This is a genomic window from Bacillus sp. MM09(2025) (assembly GCF_050496725.1).
In the GTDB taxonomy this organism is placed as follows: Bacteria; Bacillota; Bacilli; order Bacillales; family Bacillaceae; genus Bacillus; species Bacillus pumilus.
The window spans coordinates 359,097-378,999 of sequence record NZ_JBNWEN010000003.1; the positions used below are offsets into that span (position 1 = coordinate 359,097).

21 protein-coding genes, 1 pseudogene and 1 riboswitch are annotated in these 19,903 nt (G+C 37.6%); of the genes and pseudogenes, 14 read left to right on the top strand and 8 right to left on the bottom strand.

Going from position 1 to position 19,903, the window contains the following annotated elements:
* Positions 1-59: 59 nt before the first annotated feature.
* The 14 genes and pseudogenes from ACQYAC_RS06135 (at position 60) to ACQYAC_RS06200 (ending at position 13,485) form a co-directional block, all read left to right on the top strand.
* A complete protein-coding gene (locus tag ACQYAC_RS06135) occupies positions 60-1,214 on the top strand; it encodes a THUMP domain-containing class I SAM-dependent RNA methyltransferase (protein ID WP_169057115.1) in 1,155 nt (384 codons plus the stop codon).
* Between the two features lie 106 nt (positions 1,215-1,320).
* On the top strand, positions 1,321-1,518 hold the full coding sequence (locus ACQYAC_RS06140; RefSeq protein WP_429942919.1) for a hypothetical protein: 198 nt from the start codon (positions 1,321-1,323) through the stop codon (positions 1,516-1,518).
* A gap of 74 nt (positions 1,519-1,592) precedes the next feature.
* A complete protein-coding gene (locus ACQYAC_RS06145; RefSeq protein WP_058014845.1) occupies positions 1,593-3,530 on the top strand; it encodes an ATP-dependent DNA helicase in 1,938 nt (645 codons plus the stop codon).
* Between the two features lie 127 nt (positions 3,531-3,657).
* Complete coding sequence (locus tag ACQYAC_RS06150) at positions 3,658-5,163, top strand: carboxypeptidase M32 (RefSeq protein WP_429942920.1); 1,506 nt, start codon at positions 3,658-3,660, stop codon at positions 5,161-5,163.
* Positions 5,164-5,299: 136 nt separating this feature from the next.
* Positions 5,300-5,399: riboswitch (purine riboswitch) on the top strand.
* 117 nt (positions 5,400-5,516) lie between these two features.
* Positions 5,517-6,101, top strand: a complete 585-nt coding sequence (xpt, locus tag ACQYAC_RS06155) for a xanthine phosphoribosyltransferase (RefSeq protein ID WP_144462829.1) — start codon at positions 5,517-5,519, stop codon at positions 6,099-6,101.
* A pseudogene (locus ACQYAC_RS06160) lies at positions 6,098-6,493 on the top strand (solute carrier family 23 protein); the annotation flags it as partial. The gene xpt and the pseudogene ACQYAC_RS06160, both read left to right, overlap by 4 nt.
* A 670-nt stretch (positions 6,494-7,163) precedes the next feature.
* The gene (locus tag ACQYAC_RS06165; RefSeq protein WP_429942921.1) at positions 7,164-7,418 is read left to right on the top strand and encodes a hypothetical protein; all 255 of its coding nucleotides are present in this window, start codon (positions 7,164-7,166) and stop codon (positions 7,416-7,418) included.
* A complete protein-coding gene (locus ACQYAC_RS06170; protein ID WP_429942922.1) occupies positions 7,405-7,821 on the top strand; it encodes a hypothetical protein in 417 nt (138 codons plus the stop codon). Before ACQYAC_RS06165 ends, ACQYAC_RS06170 begins: the two co-directional genes overlap by 14 nt.
* Positions 7,822-8,031: 210 nt before the next feature.
* Positions 8,032-9,141, top strand: a complete 1,110-nt coding sequence (locus tag ACQYAC_RS06175) for a hypothetical protein (RefSeq protein WP_429942923.1) — start codon at positions 8,032-8,034, stop codon at positions 9,139-9,141.
* On the top strand, positions 9,142-9,276 hold the full coding sequence (locus ACQYAC_RS06180) for a hypothetical protein (RefSeq protein WP_263639953.1): 135 nt from the start codon (positions 9,142-9,144) through the stop codon (positions 9,274-9,276).
* An 81-nt stretch (positions 9,277-9,357) separates the two neighbouring features.
* On the top strand, positions 9,358-11,283 hold the full coding sequence (locus tag ACQYAC_RS06185) for a T7SS effector LXG polymorphic toxin (RefSeq protein WP_429942924.1): 1,926 nt from the start codon (positions 9,358-9,360) through the stop codon (positions 11,281-11,283).
* Between the two features lie 5 nt (positions 11,284-11,288).
* A complete protein-coding gene (locus tag ACQYAC_RS06190) occupies positions 11,289-11,768 on the top strand; it encodes a TIGR01741 family protein (protein WP_429942925.1) in 480 nt (159 codons plus the stop codon).
* Between the two features lie 126 nt (positions 11,769-11,894).
* Positions 11,895-12,224 carry a YolD-like family protein gene (locus tag ACQYAC_RS06195; protein ID WP_429942926.1) on the top strand — a complete coding sequence of 110 codons (330 nt, stop codon included), beginning with the start codon at positions 11,895-11,897 and terminating at the stop codon, positions 12,222-12,224.
* On the top strand, positions 12,217-13,485 hold the full coding sequence (locus ACQYAC_RS06200; protein ID WP_429942927.1) for a DNA polymerase thumb domain-containing protein: 1,269 nt from the start codon (positions 12,217-12,219) through the stop codon (positions 13,483-13,485). Before ACQYAC_RS06195 ends, ACQYAC_RS06200 begins: the two co-directional genes overlap by 8 nt.
* Positions 13,486-13,846: 361 nt before the next feature.
* Here ACQYAC_RS06200 and ACQYAC_RS06205 read toward each other — a convergent pair whose 3' ends face one another.
* The 8 genes from ACQYAC_RS06205 to ACQYAC_RS06240 all read right to left on the bottom strand — a co-directional run bounded on the left by ACQYAC_RS06205 (position 13,847) and on the right by ACQYAC_RS06240 (position 19,900).
* Entirely contained in the window at positions 13,847-14,698 is an 852-nt protein-coding gene (locus ACQYAC_RS06205) for a hypothetical protein (protein WP_429942928.1), read from the bottom strand.
* Entirely contained in the window at positions 14,698-14,970 is a 273-nt protein-coding gene (locus ACQYAC_RS06210; RefSeq protein ID WP_429942929.1) for a hypothetical protein, read from the bottom strand. Before ACQYAC_RS06210 ends, ACQYAC_RS06205 begins: the two co-directional genes overlap by 1 nt.
* Positions 14,970-15,818, bottom strand: a complete 849-nt coding sequence (locus ACQYAC_RS06215) for a hypothetical protein (protein ID WP_429942930.1) — start codon at positions 15,816-15,818, stop codon at positions 14,970-14,972. Before ACQYAC_RS06215 ends, ACQYAC_RS06210 begins: the two co-directional genes overlap by 1 nt.
* 2 nt (positions 15,819-15,820) lie before the next feature.
* Positions 15,821-16,669, bottom strand: a complete 849-nt coding sequence (locus ACQYAC_RS06220; RefSeq protein ID WP_429942931.1) for a hypothetical protein — start codon at positions 16,667-16,669, stop codon at positions 15,821-15,823.
* A 10-nt stretch (positions 16,670-16,679) separates the two neighbouring features.
* Positions 16,680-18,782: a hypothetical protein gene (locus ACQYAC_RS06225; protein ID WP_429942932.1), complete on the bottom strand. Its 2,103-nt coding sequence runs from the start codon at positions 18,780-18,782 to the stop codon at positions 16,680-16,682.
* Between the two features lie 269 nt (positions 18,783-19,051).
* Entirely contained in the window at positions 19,052-19,336 is a 285-nt protein-coding gene (locus ACQYAC_RS06230; protein WP_169510821.1) for a hypothetical protein, read from the bottom strand.
* 46 nt (positions 19,337-19,382) lie between these two features.
* Entirely contained in the window at positions 19,383-19,649 is a 267-nt protein-coding gene (locus ACQYAC_RS06235) for a hypothetical protein (protein ID WP_044141822.1), read from the bottom strand.
* A complete protein-coding gene (locus tag ACQYAC_RS06240; protein WP_106067513.1) occupies positions 19,649-19,900 on the bottom strand; it encodes a phage holin in 252 nt (83 codons plus the stop codon). Before ACQYAC_RS06240 ends, ACQYAC_RS06235 begins: the two co-directional genes overlap by 1 nt.
* Positions 19,901-19,903 lie beyond the last annotated feature (3 nt).

The following is a 19,903-nucleotide window of genomic DNA, read 5'->3' on the forward strand; positions in this document are numbered from 1 at the left end:
CATATGGAGAGCTTTTATCTTGGAATACATAAAAGGACGAGAAAACAGGTGATAAATCAATGAAAACCTATACACTTATCGCAACTGCTCCAATGGGGATTGAAGCGATTGTTGCAAAAGAAGTAAGAGACCTTGGCTATGAATGCACAGTAGACAACGGAAAAGTGATTTTCGAAGGGGACGCACTTGCGATTTGCCGTGCGAACCTTTGGCTGCGTACAGCAGACCGAATAAAGGTACAAGTCGCTGAATTTTCGGCAAAAACATTCGATGAGCTGTTTGAACGCACAAAGGCGATTGACTGGGCCGCTTTTTTACCGAAAAACAGCACGTTCCCTGTCATCGGTAAATCTGTGAAATCACAGCTTGCCAGTGTGCCGGATTGTCAGCGTATCGTCAAAAAGGCGATTGCGCAAAAGCTCATCTCCTCTTACAACATACAGTCTGAATGGCTTGAAGAAACAGGACCCGAGTATAAAATTGAGGTTGCCCTTTTAAAAGATAAAGCTGTGCTCACGCTTGATACATCTGGTGTAGGTCTTCATAAACGGGGGTACCGCATGGATCAAGGCGGAGCACCTATTAAAGAAACCCTTGCGGCTGCACTCGTGCTATTAACGAATTGGACACCTGACCGTCCGTTTGTTGATCCTTTCTGCGGATCAGGAACAATCGCTATTGAAGCGGCCATGATTGGACAAAATATTGCCCCAGGATTTAACCGGGATTTTGCATCCGAGTCATGGGAATGGATTGGTGAAGACGTATGGAACAAAGCGCGTCACGAAGTGGAAGAAAAGGCAAACTATGATCAGCCGCTCCACATTATTGCAAGTGATATCGATCACCGGATGATAGACATTGCAAAAATGAATGCGGAAGAAGCTGGACTAAGTGAATTGATTGAGTTTAAACAAATGCAAGTGAAAGACTTTCAAACAAAAGAAGATTACGGTGTGATTGTCGGAAATCCGCCTTATGGAGAACGACTCAGTGATAAACCAGCTGTTGAAAAAATGTATCAAGGAATGGGCGAAGCATTTAAAAGCCTAGACACATGGTCCATTTACATCTTAACGTCACACGAACAGTTCGAAGAGTGCTTTGGTAGAAAAGCAACGAAAAAGAGAAAACTGTTTAATGGTTTTATTAAAACAGACTATTACCAATATTGGGGAAAACGCCCGCCTAGAAAACAGACAACTGAATCATAAAAAATGGTCACACCTACAGAAGGTGTGGCTTTTTTTATCGCAGAAAGGTATAAACCTTCACGGGACGGAATAAACTGAACTTGATTTTAAAAAAAGAGGTGTCTCCATGATACAATATGATCAATTTCAGTTAATCCAAAAAGCACTCGCTTCGACTGCTCAAGAAATTAAAGGGCAAGAAGGTGGACAATCTGCTCAGCTGACTGCAGCCATCGAAGATTTAGCGCTTGCTCAGGCTTACATAGAGCGATCTGAGCATGCATTTTTAATGAAGGAAACCTACCAACATCGTTTGCGGTCATAAAAAAGATTGTCATTCCCCAGCATAAATGTTACTATAGAATGTCTGAATGATTCAAAAGTTGGGGGTTGAAGCAGGTGACAGCATCTCGTTTGCCTTTTTCATTATCAAAAGAACATAATTTTTACGAAGAACTGGGCAACTGGATTGGTGATGTGTTCTATGACATTTTGCCAGAAAAGGGCTTTGATCTTCGAGATGAACAAATATTCATGGCTTTTCAACTAGAAAGAGCCTTTAAAGAAAAAAGTGTGATGTTTGCCGAAGCTGGGGTAGGCACAGGCAAAACCATCGTTTATCTATTATTTGCGGTCACATATGCAAGGTATACAGGGAAACCTGCGATTATTGCATGTGCAGACGAAACGTTAATTGAACAGCTAGTGAAACAAGAGGGTGATATCTATAAAATTGCCAATCACCTTGATATTCAAATAGATGCGAGATTAAGTAAATCGCATGATCAATATTTATGCTTAAAGAAATTAGAGAAAACCATGCAGCGTGAAGATGATGAGAAGTGGCTCGATATTTATGAAACGCTTCCTTCGTTTGTTCATGAATCACATGGGATGCAGAATTTTTATCCGTATGGTGATCGAAAAGAGTACCCAGAGCTATCCAATGATGAATGGTCACGCATTGGCTATGATTCGTTTCAGGACTGCTTGACGTGCGATATGCGTCATCGCTGTGGTTTGAATTTATCAAGAGATCATTACCGGAAAGCAACAGACCTCATCATCTGTTCTCATGATTTTTATATGGAGCATGTGTGGACGAAGGAATCCCGCAAACGCGAGGGTCAGCTTCCGCTGCTTCCAGAACATAGCTCTGTTGTATTTGATGAGGGGCACCTTCTTGAATTTGCCGCACAAAAAGCACTGACATACCGAGTGAAGCAATCAATGCTGGAAACCTTTTTAGAGCGCCTGCTTCAAAACGATATACGCGAAGAGTTTGCCGAGCTCGTTGAAGATGCACTAGCTACAAACGATGAGTTCTTTTATCTCTTAAAAACACATGCCAAAGAAATCAAGGGCTCACATCGACTTGAAATTGGCCGGGTGGATGAGGTGAAGCGTTCTGCAAGTGAATTGTGTGATTTACTTGAAAAAATCGGAGAAGCACTCGTATTTGAATCAGAGATGTATACAATCGATCAATACGAATTGTCTGTTGTAGAAGAGTACATTGAACAAATGGCGTATTCTCTGTCGCTTTATCAAAAAAATGCGATTAGCTGGCTTGAAAAGCAGGAATTAGATACGACATTTGTTGTGATGCCAAAGACTGTCGCAGAGGTACTTGGTGAAAAGGTATTCTCGCAAAAAAGACCATACATTTTCTCTTCTGCTACATTGTCTGAAAATCAATCCTTTGATTATTTAGCTGAAAGTCTTGGGATAAAAGACTACTTATCAATGAGTGTCGCTTCGCCGTATGATTACGATGAACAAATGAAGATTTATTTCCACGGGATTCAGCAGCTTCAAGAGCAAGAAGTAAAAGGACAGCAAGTGATCACTCAGCTGAAAGATAATGGAGGACGGTCTCTCATTTTGTTCCCTTCATTTGATGAACTTCATTTCTTTAGAAAGCAGCTTGAAGCATCGGATGAATCACTGCCTTTCGACGTGTACTTTGAGGGAGACGAGGAAATCAGTACGATTGTTCAAAAGTTTCAAGCGGATGAGACATCTGTGTTATGCTCTGTTCACCTTTGGGAAGGGCTGGATATTCCAGGACAATCATTAACAAATGTGATCATCTGGGGACTTCCTTACCCGCCTCATGATCCGGTATTTGAGGCGAAACGGAATGAAGCAAAGGATGCTCGTGCTGAAGTCGACCTTCCGTATATGCTGCTGCGTTTACGACAAGGTATTGGAAGACTGATTCGGACAAGCCAAGATGCAGGAACCATTCATATTTACTTTGACCGTAAGGAAGATACAGAGCTTCAAAGTAAAATTGAATCCGTTCTGCCAGTAAAGCCAATCATCACATCTTAAATAATATATAACGAAAAAAGAGAGGAGGATACCATCTGCGTATCCTCCTTTTTCATTGACAAAAGAACATTCCTTGAAGTAGCCTTGAAACGTACATACATATTTTATCGATTGGGGGAACAAACGTATGAGTCTTGAAGCACAAGAGAAAGCGTTTTATCAATTACTAGGAAAAATCGCCCACTATACGGAGGCGCTCCATTTACTTTATTGGGACTCTAGAACACAGGCGCCTAAAAAAAGCGCCGATTTCAGAGCTGAAACGATCGGTCAATTATCAAGTGATATTTTTAATATGAAGACTTCTGATGAAATGAGAGATCTTCTTGATGCATTAAATAAACACCGAGATGAGCTGTCAAAAGATACACAAAAGGCGCTCGAATTATCACAAAAAGAGTATGATGAAAACAGCAAAATTCCGAAAGAAGAATTTAAAGAATACTCGATTTTACAATCAAAAGCAGAGCATGTCTGGGTTGAAGCAAGGGAGAAATCAGACTTTTCACTCTTTGCTCCATACTTAAAACAGCTCATTGATTTTAACAAGCGTTTTATTCAATATTGGGGCGTGAAACAAACGCCATATGATGTGCTGCTCAATAACTATGAGCCAGATATGACGGTTGAACAGCTCGATCAAAAGTTTGGTGCACTTCGTGATGCCATTGTTCCTCTCGTGAAAAAAATCGAAGCCTCTCCTCATAAACCGGATACTTCATTTTTATCGAAAAGCTTTCCGATCGACAAACAAAAGGAACTGAGTCTTTTCTTCTTAAAAGAATTAGGCTATGACTTTGATGCAGGACGTCTGGATACAACGGTTCATCCGTTTGCTGTGACATTGAGCAGAGGGGACGTTCGTGTGACGACCCGTTATGATGAGCATGATTTTCGGATGGCGATCTTTGGCACCATTCATGAGTGTGGTCATGCCATCTATGAGCAAAACATTGATGAGGCGCTGAGCGGAACATTATTATGTGATGGCACATCAATGGGGATCCATGAATCACAGTCTCTTTTCTTTGAGAATTTTATTGGCAGACATGAAGACTTCTGGAAAACGTATTATCAAAAGCTTCAAGAAGCGTCTCCTGAGCAATTTAAAGATGTCTCTTTAGAAGACTTTGTGCATGCAGTGAATGAATCGAAGCCAACTTATATTCGAATTGAAGCAGATGAGCTTACATACCCGCTTCACATTATCATCCGCTATGAAATTGAAAAAGCGATATTCAATGAAGAAGTGGCGGTTGAAGACCTGCCTGCACTGTGGAATAAAAAATATAAAGCATATCTTGGCATTACGCCTCCTAATGATGCACTCGGCATCTTGCAGGATGTTCACTGGTCTGATGGTAGCTTTGGATATTTCCCTTCATATGCCCTTGGTTATATGTATGCGGCGCAACTAAAGCACCAAATGATCAAAGATTTACCGAATTTTGATGAGCTGATTCAAAACGGGTCTTTTGCACCAATAAAAGAATGGCTCACAACACATGTTCACCAGCATGGAAAACGCAAAAAGCCTTCTGAAATCATTCAAGATGCAACTGGTGAGGAATTAAATGTACAATATTTAATCGATTATTTAACTGATAAATATACGAAACTGTATTTATCTTAAATAAAAGGCACCCTTTGCTCAGAAGGGTGCTTTTTTGATGCTTGAATATTCTAAAAACGAACGTTTTGATCTGATTTATTATTTAAGTTCGGTATTTTTCTAGAAAAGTGCTTTCCAAGCGTCTGAAATCTTGTTATAATTTGAACACTATAACACTCATATAATCGCGTGATGATGGCACGCAAGTTTCTACCGGACACCGATACCGTCCGACTATGAGTGAGCAAATGAAACAGCTCTTGTTTGAGCTGAAGATCCGTGGATCGTTTTCGCATTGCTTGCTCCTCATGGACAGCAATGCTTTTTTTATGCGAAAAATAAAAATGTTTGCCAATATGCTGGGAGGAAGAATGATGGAATTGTTACGTCAAAAAATTGAGAACGAAGGAATCGTTCTGTCAAATCAAGTGTTAAAGGTAGATGCCTTTTTAAATCATCAAATTGATCCTGTCTTAATGCATGAGATCGGGCAAGAGTTTGCTAGATTATTCAAGCATGATGGCATTACAAAAATTATCACAATCGAATCTTCGGGCATTGCACCTGCTGTGATGGCTGGACTAGCTCTTCAAGTACCCGTTGTCTTTGCTCGAAAACGTCAATCACTCACACTAACAGAAAACCTATTAACAGCGAATGTGTACTCTTTTACAAAAAAAGTAGAAAGCACGATCGCTGTCTCAAATACGCATCTCGGTGAAAAAGATTGTGTATTAATCATTGATGACTTTTTGGCGAACGGTGAAGCCGCTAAAGGACTTGCCGCAATCGCAAAGCAGGCGAAGGCAAAAGTAGCCGGATTTGGCATTGTCATTGAAAAGTCATTTCAGCCAGGAAGAGATGCGCTTGTTCAAATGGGCTACCGCGTCGAATCCCTTGCACGTATTGAATCACTTGAGGAAGGGAAAGTCACGTTTGTACGAGAGGTACAATCATGAGTACAGCTAAAAAAGCCAAAACACTCTCGCTAGGGATTCAGCATGTGCTGGCGATGTACGCAGGTGCCGTTCTTGTACCACTCATTGTGGGAGATGCACTCGGCCTCACACCTGCACAACTGACTTACTTAATCTCAGCAGATATTTTCATGTGCGGGGCCGCCACGCTCCTTCAAGTTTGGAAAAATCGTTTCTTTGGTATCGGTCTGCCTGTTGTATTAGGCTGTACATTTACTGCGGTTTCTCCTATGATTGCGATTGGCTCTAAATACGGGATTTCGTCTATCTATGGAAGTATTATCGCTTCGGGGTGTATCATCATTCTGCTTTCCTTTTTCTTTGGGAAGCTTGTGAAATTTTTCCCGCCTGTCGTGACAGGGTCTGTCGTAAGCGGTATTGATTGGGTACAACAAAGGTTTGCATGAAAAAAGAGCCGTACGATAGGCTCTAGTCTATAGACAAGTTGTTCATCAATTGATTTACTGCTTTATTAGTTTGATCGATAGCTTCATCCGATGGCTTGTTTCTTGAATAAACTGTTATGCTATATCCTCCTTTAGAGAACTTCGAAACACTATCTGCCTCATCAATTTCTAAAGAATCTAGAGTATTCTCAATAAACTTTCGTACACGTATGTAACTCGACTTTATAAAATCACTTACAGAAATTTCGCTATGTATGGACTCTGTCACCATATTCACCTCCTCTTAGTCTATGATACCACACTTTGCTATGTATGTAATTTGTATTTTATTAAATTTTTGTTTCCCATAAAACATATCTTTTATTCTAAGTACATCAATTTTAATAAAAGCTGATCTTTTGCTATAATAAGCATAGCTCTAAAATACAGTAATAAGTTAGGTGTATGTGATGCGTAATAAACACATCTTTGAACAAAATAGAAATAAAAATCCACTCAAACAAAAAGATAGCGCCACCAATAAGGCCGAACTTATAAAGAAAATGAAGTTGAGCATGTTCATATTGGGAATTTTAAAGTTTTAATAATTAGTAGCAGGGACAGGAAAAAATTTACAGATTGGTTAAGGTTGCATGGATTGCAAGTAGAGTGGATGGACGGTTTCAACAAATTAAAGGATACTAAAAATATGATGATCAGTGCTGATGTAGTGTTTGCGTGCGCTGACAGTGCTTCTCATGACATAATAAATCGTGTTTCCGATCAAGGGAATGATCCCAAGTATCAAGTATTGTTTAATCCGAATGAAGACATAATAATCTTAAGAACCATTTACGCCAAACATCAATTAGGGTTAGATAAGATAGGAGGAGATAGTGATGAAGAAGTTTAAATTTAAAAAATTTGGAATAGATTTAGAGATGAATTATGGAATCAACAATGAAGATGAGAATGCTCGTAATATGAATGAATTGATCACAGTTTCTGGGGAATCATTTAAAATTAATAGAGCTTACAAAACACAGCCTAACGAGTTTATGCATGTTAAAAATGACTGTGTACTTACATTCGAAATAGGATGGGCTACTTTAAAGATAACGCCAAAGAAATTTAAGTTGAAAGACGTTGAAGGTAATGTATATCCTTATTACTTCACCAAGCAAGAAGACGAAGCATATCTTTTAGATAAAGAAACGAATAAAATTCATTTTGATGTTAAAAACTGCGACCGTTACCATTTGATATTCACATCACTTGAAAACAATGAAATATTAATTAATGTTGATAATATATAAGGATGTAAGGTGTTTACTTACATCCTTTTTTTGTTTGAATGAAAGCACAATGTCCATAACCTGAGCTTGATTAACTAAAGCAATGAGTCTAATTAAATTCTCTCTTTTGCGGTATACCGAAAACTTTTAAAATGGGCACCTCGACTTTACATATGTTGTAAATATCGTGTTAAAATTATACAAAGGAATTGTTTACAAGGGGGTAACGGGATGACAAGGTTAATTGCCTCTCAAGAGGTAGGAAACATGTTGAACACTTGGAATCTTGCCATACAAAAAGGGGATTTATCAGCAGCTATTGAAATGCAAGATGACATAGACAAAGCAATCGAATCAATGGAAGAAAATCAAGATATTCTTTTGTACTATCAACTATTGAGCTTTAGACTTAAGCTGAAACTTCAGAATATTAGCAGAAATTTAGACAAGCCGTTCTTTGAGAGAAACGCTCCAGACGAAAAAGAAGAAAAAACAAATAAACTCATGTCATATTACTTCTATTTCTATAATGGGATATATCATGACTACTTGCAAGATTATGATAAGGCATTAAGTTTTTTCAGAATAGCCGAAAAGAAGTTGGCTTATGTTGATGATGAGATAGAAAAAGCTGAATTTCATTATAAATTAGCTGTTCTATTTTATGATTTGAAAATGACTTTCTTATCTAAATATCATGCTCAAATCGCTTCAGATACTTTTAATGCACATGAAACCTATGTCAAAAGACAAATCAATTGTAGGATGCTACATGCGCTGAACTTAATAGATCAATTTAAATATGATGATGCAAGTGTCCTCTTTAATGAAGCAGAGGAAATGATTAAGAATATAGGCGATAATCACTTAATCATACACCTGTATTACAATATGGGATTTTTGGAAAGTAAGAAAGGCAATTACTCAGATGCCACTGAACTATATAGGCATACCTTAAGCTATAGTGAAATCGACAAAAATGATTTATTGAAATTGAGATGTTTGTACGAATTATCTAGAGTTGCAATATTAACTCAAAGTAAAGAAGCGATAGAATTAATTGATCATGGCTATAGCTTATCTGAACAAGTTGAGCATGAAATTTTTATGGTTAAATTTAAATTATTGAAAGAGCTTGTTTATGATGTTTCTGAGAGCCAAATAAATAATATCAGTACCTTGTGCTCAGATCTTGAAGGAAAAGGTGTATGGGTTGATTTAGAGGAAATCTTGGTTGATGTGGCGAAATATTTAGAAAGAAGAGGCTTGCTGCAACAATCATTGGATTACTATAAAAGAGCCTTACGTGCAAGCCAGTATGTAGGAAAAGGAGTGAATTAAATGAAGAAGTCAATTTTTATAACATTATCAATAGTTGTAATGGCACTAGGTACACTTTTCTTTACAAATGGTTTGATTCAACCTTTGCAAGATGATGTCCAGACAGTCGCATCAAGAGGAAGCTCTGGTGGTTAAAATTGGATAAAATAGATTAAAGTATAAGACTCCTTATGGTATTCTAGTAAAAGAATATTCCATAAAGGAGTCTTTTTTATTATGAAAATATTAGACGCTCCCTCTCTTGTATCAGCTGTTGAGAAAAGGTCAAAGGCATATGAACAGCTTCGAGAAGAAATAACAGATTTAAAAAAGGCATTACAAAGTGTTGCCAATCTCGGTGATGATTTCACAGGTAAAGGTGCAGACAATATCAAAGCTTTTTATAATGATCTTGCACTATACACAGACACTTATCTTGATTTTATTGATATGCAAAAGGCTTTTTTAGATGGAGTCAAAGGAAAGCTTGATGATGAATCATTAGGCGGTAGTACATTTATTGATGAGCACTTTTTAGACGCTCAACTGAAACAAGGCATTCAGAACAATAAAGACATGGTTGAAGAACAAAAGGAAGCCCTTACGGCTATTTTCGATGATATTAGTGATTTGATTGAATTACAGACATTTTCCAGCAAAGAGGTAGATGAGCATTTAGATGATGCGGACAACAAAAGGAAAGAGGCAATTGATGCTTTACATAAAATAGATCATGCCCTAAAAACAGAATACGAAAAATCAGAAGCGATTGAGAAACATCTTGCAACTTTTTATGCAAAAATGATGGCTGCTACAGGAAAAGGGAAAAATGCGCAGCCAATGTATTACGATGCAAAAGCATTTCATGAGACAGATGTGTACAAGAATCATGATAAAATCGATGCACAGGTGAAAGCATATTTAAAGGTGAAAAAAGAAGAAAAAGAGAAACGAAGAATCAAAGAATTAAAGGAAAAACTCAACGATCCTTCGTGTATATCAGAAGAGAAATACTTTGAGATTGTAGACGAAATTGGATATGAAAGTCTTTCTTACGATCAAAAAATGTATTACAGCCAGCTTCTCCAGATCAAAGCGCAGGAAGAAGCATCAGAGGGGTTCGTTGATGTTGTAAAAGGTGCAGCAGTTGGTCTGTATGATGTGGCCAAAGATACAGTAGTTGGCATCTACGATCTTGTGACAGATCCTGGAGGTGCCGTTGAATCGGTCGTAACGGCTGTTTCCCATCCAATTGAAACATCGAAAGCGATTGGAAAGTCGATTTCGGACTCATTCCAAAAAGAAGTCATCGATGGTAATGCATATTCTCGATCACACTGGTTTGCCTATGCGACTGGTTCTCTAGCAGAGATTGTCTTTGGTTCTAAAGGTGCAGGAGCCATTACAAAAACGGGGACAACAGCGGCCAAAACAACGGTGAAGAAAGGCCTTGAACAAGGAGCAAAATCATTAGACAGAGTTTCTATTCCGAATCTATTGCCATACTCACCAAAATTTCAACTGGCTGGTGGCCCGAAGCTGCCGTATAACGTGTTTGACGGAGAAAATCTCAAAAATAAACTCCTCTCTATGGCAAAGCGTCTAGACAACAATTCAGGATATGGAATCTCTAAGACAGGCAGACGTTTACCAGCACCAAAATCACCACCGACTGTTGTCAGTTACGGAGAACACTATGTGAGATGGAAACGTAAAAAAGTGTTAAAACCAAATGTTGTGTATACAACAAAACAAGGGTATACCTACACAACCGATCACTACGGAAGGATTGTCAAAGTTGAAGCAAGTGATTTAAAATACGGAGAGGTCAAAAGAAACCAATACGCCCAATCCAATTCAGGAAAGCCAGATCGATTACTGGATGATGATGGAGGACATTTAATTGCGTCAATTTTTAAAGGTTCAGGGGATATTGATAACCTGCTTCCGATGAATTCACAGATTAATCGTAGTGGTGGGAAATGGTACAACATGGAGCAAGAATGGTTGGCTGCACTAAAAGAGATTCCACCTAAACATGTAGAGGTAAGTATTGAGCCTATTTATCAGGGTGATTTGTTAAGACCTGATAGTTTTTTTGTGGAATATAAAATCGGAAAAAGTTATGTTCAAGAATTTATCAAGAATCAACCTGGAGGTTAAAGATAATGGAATCGATAGAACACTATTATAAAAAAATAGCAGAATCAATTGATGAAATAATACCGTGTGATTGGGATAAAGTTTGGATGTATGCAGAAATATTAGATGATTCAGCTGGAATTACATTTTGTTTCAACGAGACTAATAGTGAAGAGTATGTTTATGGACATGAAATTCCACTTAAATATAATGTAAGTAAATCAACATACATTCATTTATTATACGAACTCAGTAAAACTTTTGAAGAATTGAAAAAAGCATATATACAAAATGATTTAGGTGCTTGGACAACAGCTACCCTCCAATTAGATAAAACAGGGAATTTCTCGATTGATTATGGATATGAAGATATTTTATCTATAGGGCTTTATGGTATCCAGAGAAGAGCCGTATGGGAGTATAAAACGTTCGGGTTTTTACCAGAAGACGAGAAAGATAAAGAAGCTGTGCTGAATTATCTTAAAAATAAAGAAGAAAACAACTAACACACTGCCCTCCAATAAAGGAGGGTTTTTAAATACCAATATTTACATCGAACAAAAGTTCTTAAAACACATTGATAAAGAACGTTTGTTCTGTTACTATTTAATCATTCAAGAAGGAGTGATTAAATGCTTAGAGACAGAGGTACGATTAAATGGACAGCTATGATGTTACCTGAGCATGTTGCACGACTTAAACACGATCTAGCAGAAACGAAAAAAACAGATAAACCAATTATAGATGAACAGCAAGCAGAAGAATTTGAAGCAACAATTGCTTACGCCATGAGTGTTAACAAGGCATTGAATTTTTCAATTTTTGATTCAGGAGTTGTCAATCAACTTAAAGGTTTCACACAATACATCAATTACGAAAAGAAGATGCTACATATAAAGGATATGTCAGATGATATACACTTTGTTTTGTTAGATGACATAGTGGGTGTTTCTTATGATTGATTACACCAAGTTTCCACGTCACAAGATACTGTGTGTAGACATGAAATCTTTTTATGCTTCCATTTCAGCAGTTATGATGGGGTTAGATCCACTAGAGTGTTATTTAGCTGTAGTGGGCAACACAGAGAGACAGGGGAGTGTCGTGTTAGCAGCAAGCCCTAAACTCAAGCAAGATTTCAAAATTAAAACTGGCTCAAGGCTATTTGAAATTCCGAATGATTCAAGAATTCATATTGTTAATCCCAAAATGGACACTTTTATAAACGTTTCAACAAAAATCACACAATTGTTTTATCGCTATGTGCCAGAATGTGATGTTCACACTTACTCCATAGATGAATCCTTTTTAAAAGTTGATGGTGTTATGAGAATGTGGAACAGTGTTGAAGAAATAGCAGAGCATATACAGGATGCTATCATGCGGGAATTTGGCTTACCTTGTACAATTGGAATTGGTGATAATATGCTGATCAGCAAACTTGCTTTGGATTTAGAAAGTAAGAAAGCACCGAACGGTATAGTTAGATGGAGATATGAAGACATTCCAGAGAAGCTATGGCCAGTTAGACCAATCTCTAAAATGTGGGGAATTGGGAGACGAATGGAACAAAACTTGAATCGAATGGGCATATACACAGTTGGTGCATTAGCTAAATATTCACTTGAATCCTTAGAAAAGAAATTCGGAGTAATGGGGAATCAGATTTATCACCATGCTTGGGGTATAGACTTATCTGAGATAGGTGCCCCATTGTTACAAGGTCAAGTTAGTTTCGGAAAAAGTCAGATACTACTCAGAGACTACACGACAAAAGAAGAAATCAAAGCAGTGATTCTCGAAATATGTGAAGAGGTTGCTAAAAGAACACGAGATCATAATAAAGTGGGGAGAACGATTAGCTTAGGTATAGGTTACAGCAAAGAGGAATATGGCGGAGGTTTTCACAGGAGTAAAACAATTGAAAGTCCAACCAATATCACTATGGACATATATCAGACGTGTATGGAGTTGTTTAACACGTTTTATCAACATAAGACTGTTAGAAGTATATCAGTAACATTAAGTAAAATTGAAGAAGATACTAATCAGCAGCTAACTTTATTTGATGAAAGAGGATTGGAGAAAAAAAGACAGCTCGGCTATGTCATGGATGGTATAAGAAATAAATACGGATCGAAATCGCTGCTTCGGGCAGTTTCATATACTAAAGGTGGTACGGCATTGTATAGAGCTAGTTTAACAGGTGGTCATCAAAGTTAATGTTGAAATAAAAATTGAATTGAGATAAAATTAGATGAGGATAAAAGTGGATAGCTTCATATTTTTCACCTCCTTTGAGGTGGAACGAGCTTGGGCTACTGGCATAGCCTAGGCTAAACAAAAACAGACATTTCCACAACTGTCCACGTTCATGAGATGTCTGTTTTTGCAACTAGAAAGAAGCTTGGATGGTGCCGTATCATGGCGATAACAATAAGGCCTACAAGAGGGCTGGCTAATCATTAGATAGTTTTTAAGGATAGACTTTCCCTTTTACCGTCCAAAGCTCAAGGGGAGTCTATTTTTTATTTAGCTAAAAAAACGAAAAAAATACCCCTGCTCAAATGAGGAGGGGCTTTGTTTATTTAATCCTAATGGCAATAAATTTTGAAATAAATGAAGAATAAACTGTTGATGTTCCAGGAGTTGTTTCAAAAGCTCTATACACTTTTTCTTCATCTTTAATTAAGTCTCCATTAACAAGTCCGTCTGTGGAACCGAACGAGAAAACTTCAGGTATTGTACCCTTTAACCCTTCGCTCGTACTCCCATAAATAACGTTACTCATCAATATGTTTTCACCAGTTTTATTCTTACCTCCTAATCCTAAATAGGTTAGACAGGAAATTGGCGGAATAACAGAATAATCATTCTTTATATCAGTCACATATAATCTTCTGCCTCCTCCTATACTACTTGAAGCAAATACACAGGAACTCCACTCATGTTCATCTGCGAAAGTTACGGGAACACCTATGTAATTCAATGTAGATGGTAGTGTAAGCGACAGAGAATAGTCAGTCAAGAAGATAAGTCTGTCCTTATTGCAGCTGTAATAAAGTTCGATTGGCTGATTAGGAAGGATTTCTGATTGATAAGTTATCGCTACAGCTTTCCATGTATCACTATTTTTTGAAAATATTCCAGCAACACCAGAAGATCCAGGCAGATACCTACCTGATAATCTCATTGAGAAAAATCGTGAATTTGTATTTGAAAATGTCGTGGATGAGCCTGCAGTTGTACTGGCAATATCTCTAATCTGAAAATAAATTTCCTTCTTTCCATTCTCACCATTTGAAAACATCACATCATAATCAGTTGATGGACGACTAGAGATATTTTGCCATCCTGATTCGAGCATGATTTGCTTTAGCTTGCTATATAAATCTTTCTTTAAAACAGTTATTTTATTGAAAATTGTATCAGACATTAATTCTTCATCCCCTTAGTCCAACTATGCTCTAAAGGTGTTTGTCTAGGGGCATTCATGGACGATCCACCTAAAACGAAACCTTTTCTAATATCAGTTTTCTTCTTAGCTGATTTAATTGCAAAGGGATCTGAAACAATAATCTGTTTTTCGAAATTCGAGTCTCTTAATCCTACAACAGGCGCAGGTGGAACAATCTTAACTTTAGTGTATGACGGCTTCCTCTGGCCAAATAAAGTTGAGCTCATTACAAATCCTTTTAGCTTATCCATTATTCCACCTCAATTCCAATGTAGTTTGAGGGAAAAGAAGTTGTTCTGTTAGTCGTGTAGTAAGTATAGAACACCTTATATTTTTTCTTTGTATTCGAGTCAATGTAAACATCTCCATCTAACAGGGCAGTGTCTTTTATAGCATACAGTCCGTCTAAATAACCTCTCACACCTTCTAGGGTATCACCGAAAGCAATTGGGCTTATGAACATAGTGCCAAAAATGTTGGTTATGTTATCGCTCATAAAGGTGCTTAATAAATAAGAAGCTGCTTGAGGATAATCTGCTTGATCGTCTATTAATGCTTTTCCAGTAGTCAATGGGTTGGCTGAAGTGGCATAAAGGCAATTAACATTCTTAGCTGTTTTACCATAATTAGTAGGCTTCCCAAAATAGCATATGCTGGCATTAGACCTTAAGATAGTGGGAGGAACAACAGTGAAAACTATCCGATCTCTATTTACTGAATAATACAAAGTCAAATCAGTTTCTGGGTTGAGCGTTGCTGCAGTTGTTATAAAAACAATGTTCCAAGCTTCATTTCTTTTGAAAGTTCCAGGATTCATCGGAGTAATAGATGGTGCGTACTCCTTACATAGTCTGAAGGAAAAGTAGGCGTAATCGGTTGTTGAAAAATTTGTAGAAGCGGAAGGGGAAGTAACTGCACTAGCAAAGGGACGAATATTAAAATAGATGCTTTCTTTACCAGTCTCACCTGTAGAATACATAACATCAAAATCTGTACCAGGATTCGATGTAACATTAGTCCATCCAGCATCAATTAATAAGGATAGAATTCGATTATAAAGATTCTTTTTTTTTATGGTTTCCTTCTTGAACACACTCATAATTAATATCCTGTGACTTCGATTGCTAAAGCAGCAGAACCAAATGTATTGCTGGAGAATACGCCTGGAACAACCACGAAGTATTGCCTTGAGCCGTCTTCTATAATGCTTCCATGCAACACGTTATCATTTGGCAACCCATAAATTCCAGTTAGTTTACCACGAGTACCTTCACTAGCGTTTCCATAGTAGAATTCGGAAAGCATATACAAGCCTTGAGTATTTGGATTCTTTGGTGAAAGATTCACTATGATTGGTCTAACTGTAGCGCTAGTTGCAGGAGCGATGTTGACTGGTGAATTTGAAATAAGTAGGTTGCTTGCAACATCTGCTCTTGAGGTAGTTGCAAAAATCAATCCTCTGCTATCTGGTTCATCTGCATAGATTTCGTCAGGAATGCCAATGTAATTAAGTACACAACCTAATCCTGTTGCGGAAGGACTTTCAATGACTATAATCAATCTATTTTTGTTAACGTTAAGACGATATGTCATCGTAGTGTCTTTCGATAGTGTGCCCGAACTAGGGGCTACCATGAAATACTTCCACGGCTCGCTAGGTCTACCTACAGTGCCAGCAGCACCATTTGAACCAGGGGTGTATGATTCAACTAATCTTAACGAAGCTGTGCAATAATCGGTTGAGATGATTGAGTTTTTGTCTGTGATATCAGTTGCTCTCATCTGAAATACAAGTTTTTTATCTCCTGATTCTCCAGTAGAATAAAAGACATCATAATCAGAAGTGGCGTTAGAGGATTTGTTTTCCCAGCCAGCATTAATTAAAGAGTTTTTAATCACTGAGTAGAGATCACTCTTAAGACAAGTTCCTGTTGTAAATATGTATCCCATAAATAACCTCCTATAGTAAGTTTGTTGTTTTGATTTTTAATGTTACTTGAGCATTGTTCTGGCTGTGATTGATTAATTGAACATGTATTTTTTGCGTTCCATCTTTATCCTGACAAGGAATGTTTGCGATATCATAGATTGAATCTGATTTCAAACTCTGATAAACAACGTCACCATTTGAAGATTTGTCAAAAACAGACACGGATATTAAATTCTTGTTCTCATCTTTTGCGTAAATGGTTCTAATATCATATTTATCAAACCACGCATCTAGTGAGAGTGTTTTTGTTTCACTAGGCAGCAATGCAACAGTATCATTAATCTCGTTTAACGTAGGCACTCCACCTCGTCCTCCTGACATTGCAATAAAGACAATATGGTCTTCAACTGGGATTTCTTTAATAAATTCAATGGATTTATTCGATTTTTCAATGTAATCCATCTGATTTGATTGAAGAACACCGTTTTTGTAAACCATCATTGTGTCATTGTTGTTTTCGTATTCTGGTACATTAAACAACTTAGCTGGGGTAGAACGATCATTAGGCAATGATTCATAACGATATTTAATCCCACCGCTATTAATAGAAGTGATCGTGATTTTCTTTCCAGTTTCATCTACTGCCAGTTTCGTATATCCTCCAGCAATCAACTCATAGTTCCCTGTGATTTTCTTCATGCCAATAAAAACTGAATTACTTTCTACAGGTACATAATTCAGTCTTTCAGTACCTTCGTTATATGCAAGAACTTTATTGTTTCCGATGCTAGATTCATCAACTAAAACTGTGCCCAGCAGAGCAGGATCGTGCAAGTTTGTATGAGTGTGATTAGTATTAGCCTTGAAATTTAATGACTCATTAATTTTATCGCTTGACCATGTAGACACCTTATCAACGTTATTGTCATTTATAGCAGTTGATTGGCCATTTGCTATGCTTGAAACTCTTCCTTTTTCATCGACAGTGACAGTGGGATTAACATATGTTCCAGCTTCAACACCATTCTTGGCCAATTGAGGAAGAGAAGCCGTTCCTGTCAAGTCACCACTTAATGTAATTCCGCCCTTAACTGTCGATGTGGCATCATTAATAGTCGAAGCTCCACCTGCATACACCCAAACATCTCCGCTATAAATATACTGCGTTTTACTTCCACCGTGGTTTGAATCACTTTTTACAAAAATCCAATATCCACGTTGAGGAGAAGGGAAAGCTTGCATAGCTGCTGGGTATGTATCAAACTCACCTTTAAATTGAACTCCAGTAGTGATTCCATTAATCTGATCCTGGATATTACCTGTTACGCCTAATAGGCTATTAATTTCATCGATTGATACAACTTGACCAGAAAGTGATTTTGCGAAGTCGACAATATCATCGCCATCAGCATCGTATATTAATTTTTGCATATCTCCTGAAGCCACTTTTGAGTTGCCATACATCAGGTTGCCGTTTTGCTCAGTAAATTTATCAATCACTTGCTTGTTGCTGTGTACATGACTTTTTATCTCAAGTTGATCAATAGAATCATTAACTGTTCTGATGGCTTCTGCTGTAGTTTTTAACCTGTTTTCGACATTGCCTGTTAACCCTTGTAAGTAAGCAATTTCTTTAGGTTTAACATTTCCAATGGAAGTTGTTTCAGGTAATTGGACTACGCCCTCAAATACAGGACTATCAATAGGAGCTTTTTTGAAGTCCATTTCCTCAATAGCTGTTTGTACGTTATCAGATTCAATTGAATCAGTAGGGGTGAACACGACCGAAGAAGCGTCACCGCCTGATCCACCACCTTGCGGAGCATCAACAAATATTAGCCCAGTACCACTTGGATTTATCTTAATCCACTTGTTCGCATACCCTTCATACGAAGCAGGCGTGTCTATCAGGTCAAGAAAACTTAATTCTGTATCACCGACAGATGATCCACTAACAAGCTCAAATTGTCCATTTTTATAAATATAGAGAGTTGGCTTATTAGATTGGGATTCATCATTTAAAACAGCGTAGATAGCGCCTTCTTGACCATTAGATAACTTAGTTCTATTCTCTACAACTAAAACAGCTTCTTTGCCAGCTAAATGCTGTATGGTCTGTAAGATTAAATTCAAATTATCACCTCATTTCTATCCAAAACATCTCACCATGATTTCGAACAAATTCGTATCAACTGGGTTATTAAAGGTTATTTTGTTTTTATCAGTTTTTACATAAGAGGAAGGAGAGCACTCAACTCCTCCAACAATAACTGCAAGTTGATCTTTAGTCGGGTCGTAATCTGGAACTACAATATACGAGATTGTTTGGTCGTTCTCGTCAGGCGTATATTCAAAAGACCATTTCAGTGATATTCCGTTGTTTAACCTGGGATTAAAAAAACTCATGTGTGAGCACCAGCAAAGTTATACTGAATTCCTTTTTCTTTGATTACAAAGCTAAAGATAGGAGTGTCAATATGATCCATTGAAAAGCCATCCCCAGACCTGATGAAAATGGGTTCTCCGTGATTTATAGAAACAGTGCAATCTTGGTCATTGCGAAATTGAAATTTATAAAACTGTGTCGGTCTATTCGAACCTTTTGATTCTGGAGGGACAATATCGAAGTTCTCAATGTTTGTTGACTCTAGTTTTAAAGAGCCTTTGTATCCAGATCCTAATCGCATAATTTAACCTCCATTAAAAATGAAAAAAAGAGAGGGATTACCCCTCTCACATTTGTTTAATCATATCTTTTAAAACTTGAAGAAATGCTTTAGCATCTTCTTTTTCCATCCTTAAAATGTCTTCGTTGCCCAAGCCTTCAGAGAGTGAAATCTTGAGAACGGGGAAGATGGCTGGTTCACTTTCTTCATCAGCTTGGGGAACTTCAACTTCGTCTAACAACAGAGTTAGAACTTTCTCCTCACCCTCAGCATTAATGTGGGCTTCACTGAATTTATTCGGGTATGGCGAATACTTAATGTTGACTGTATTCATTATTTTCTAGGCTCGTCATATTCTAAAGCTTGATCACTGTCAGACACTCCTTTAGTAGTTGGGTCATCTACAATACCGACAATGGATAAGAATGTGAGAAGTGCGTTAAATTTCACAGTTAGATCATCGCCAAATCCTGTTAAGTCATAACCGAATGCTTCAGCGATCATTTGAACGAATAAAAGGGTGGCTGAGAGGATTGACACCCAAAATGTTTTCTTTTTTAAACGTACTTTCCAGTTGATTTTCATTAC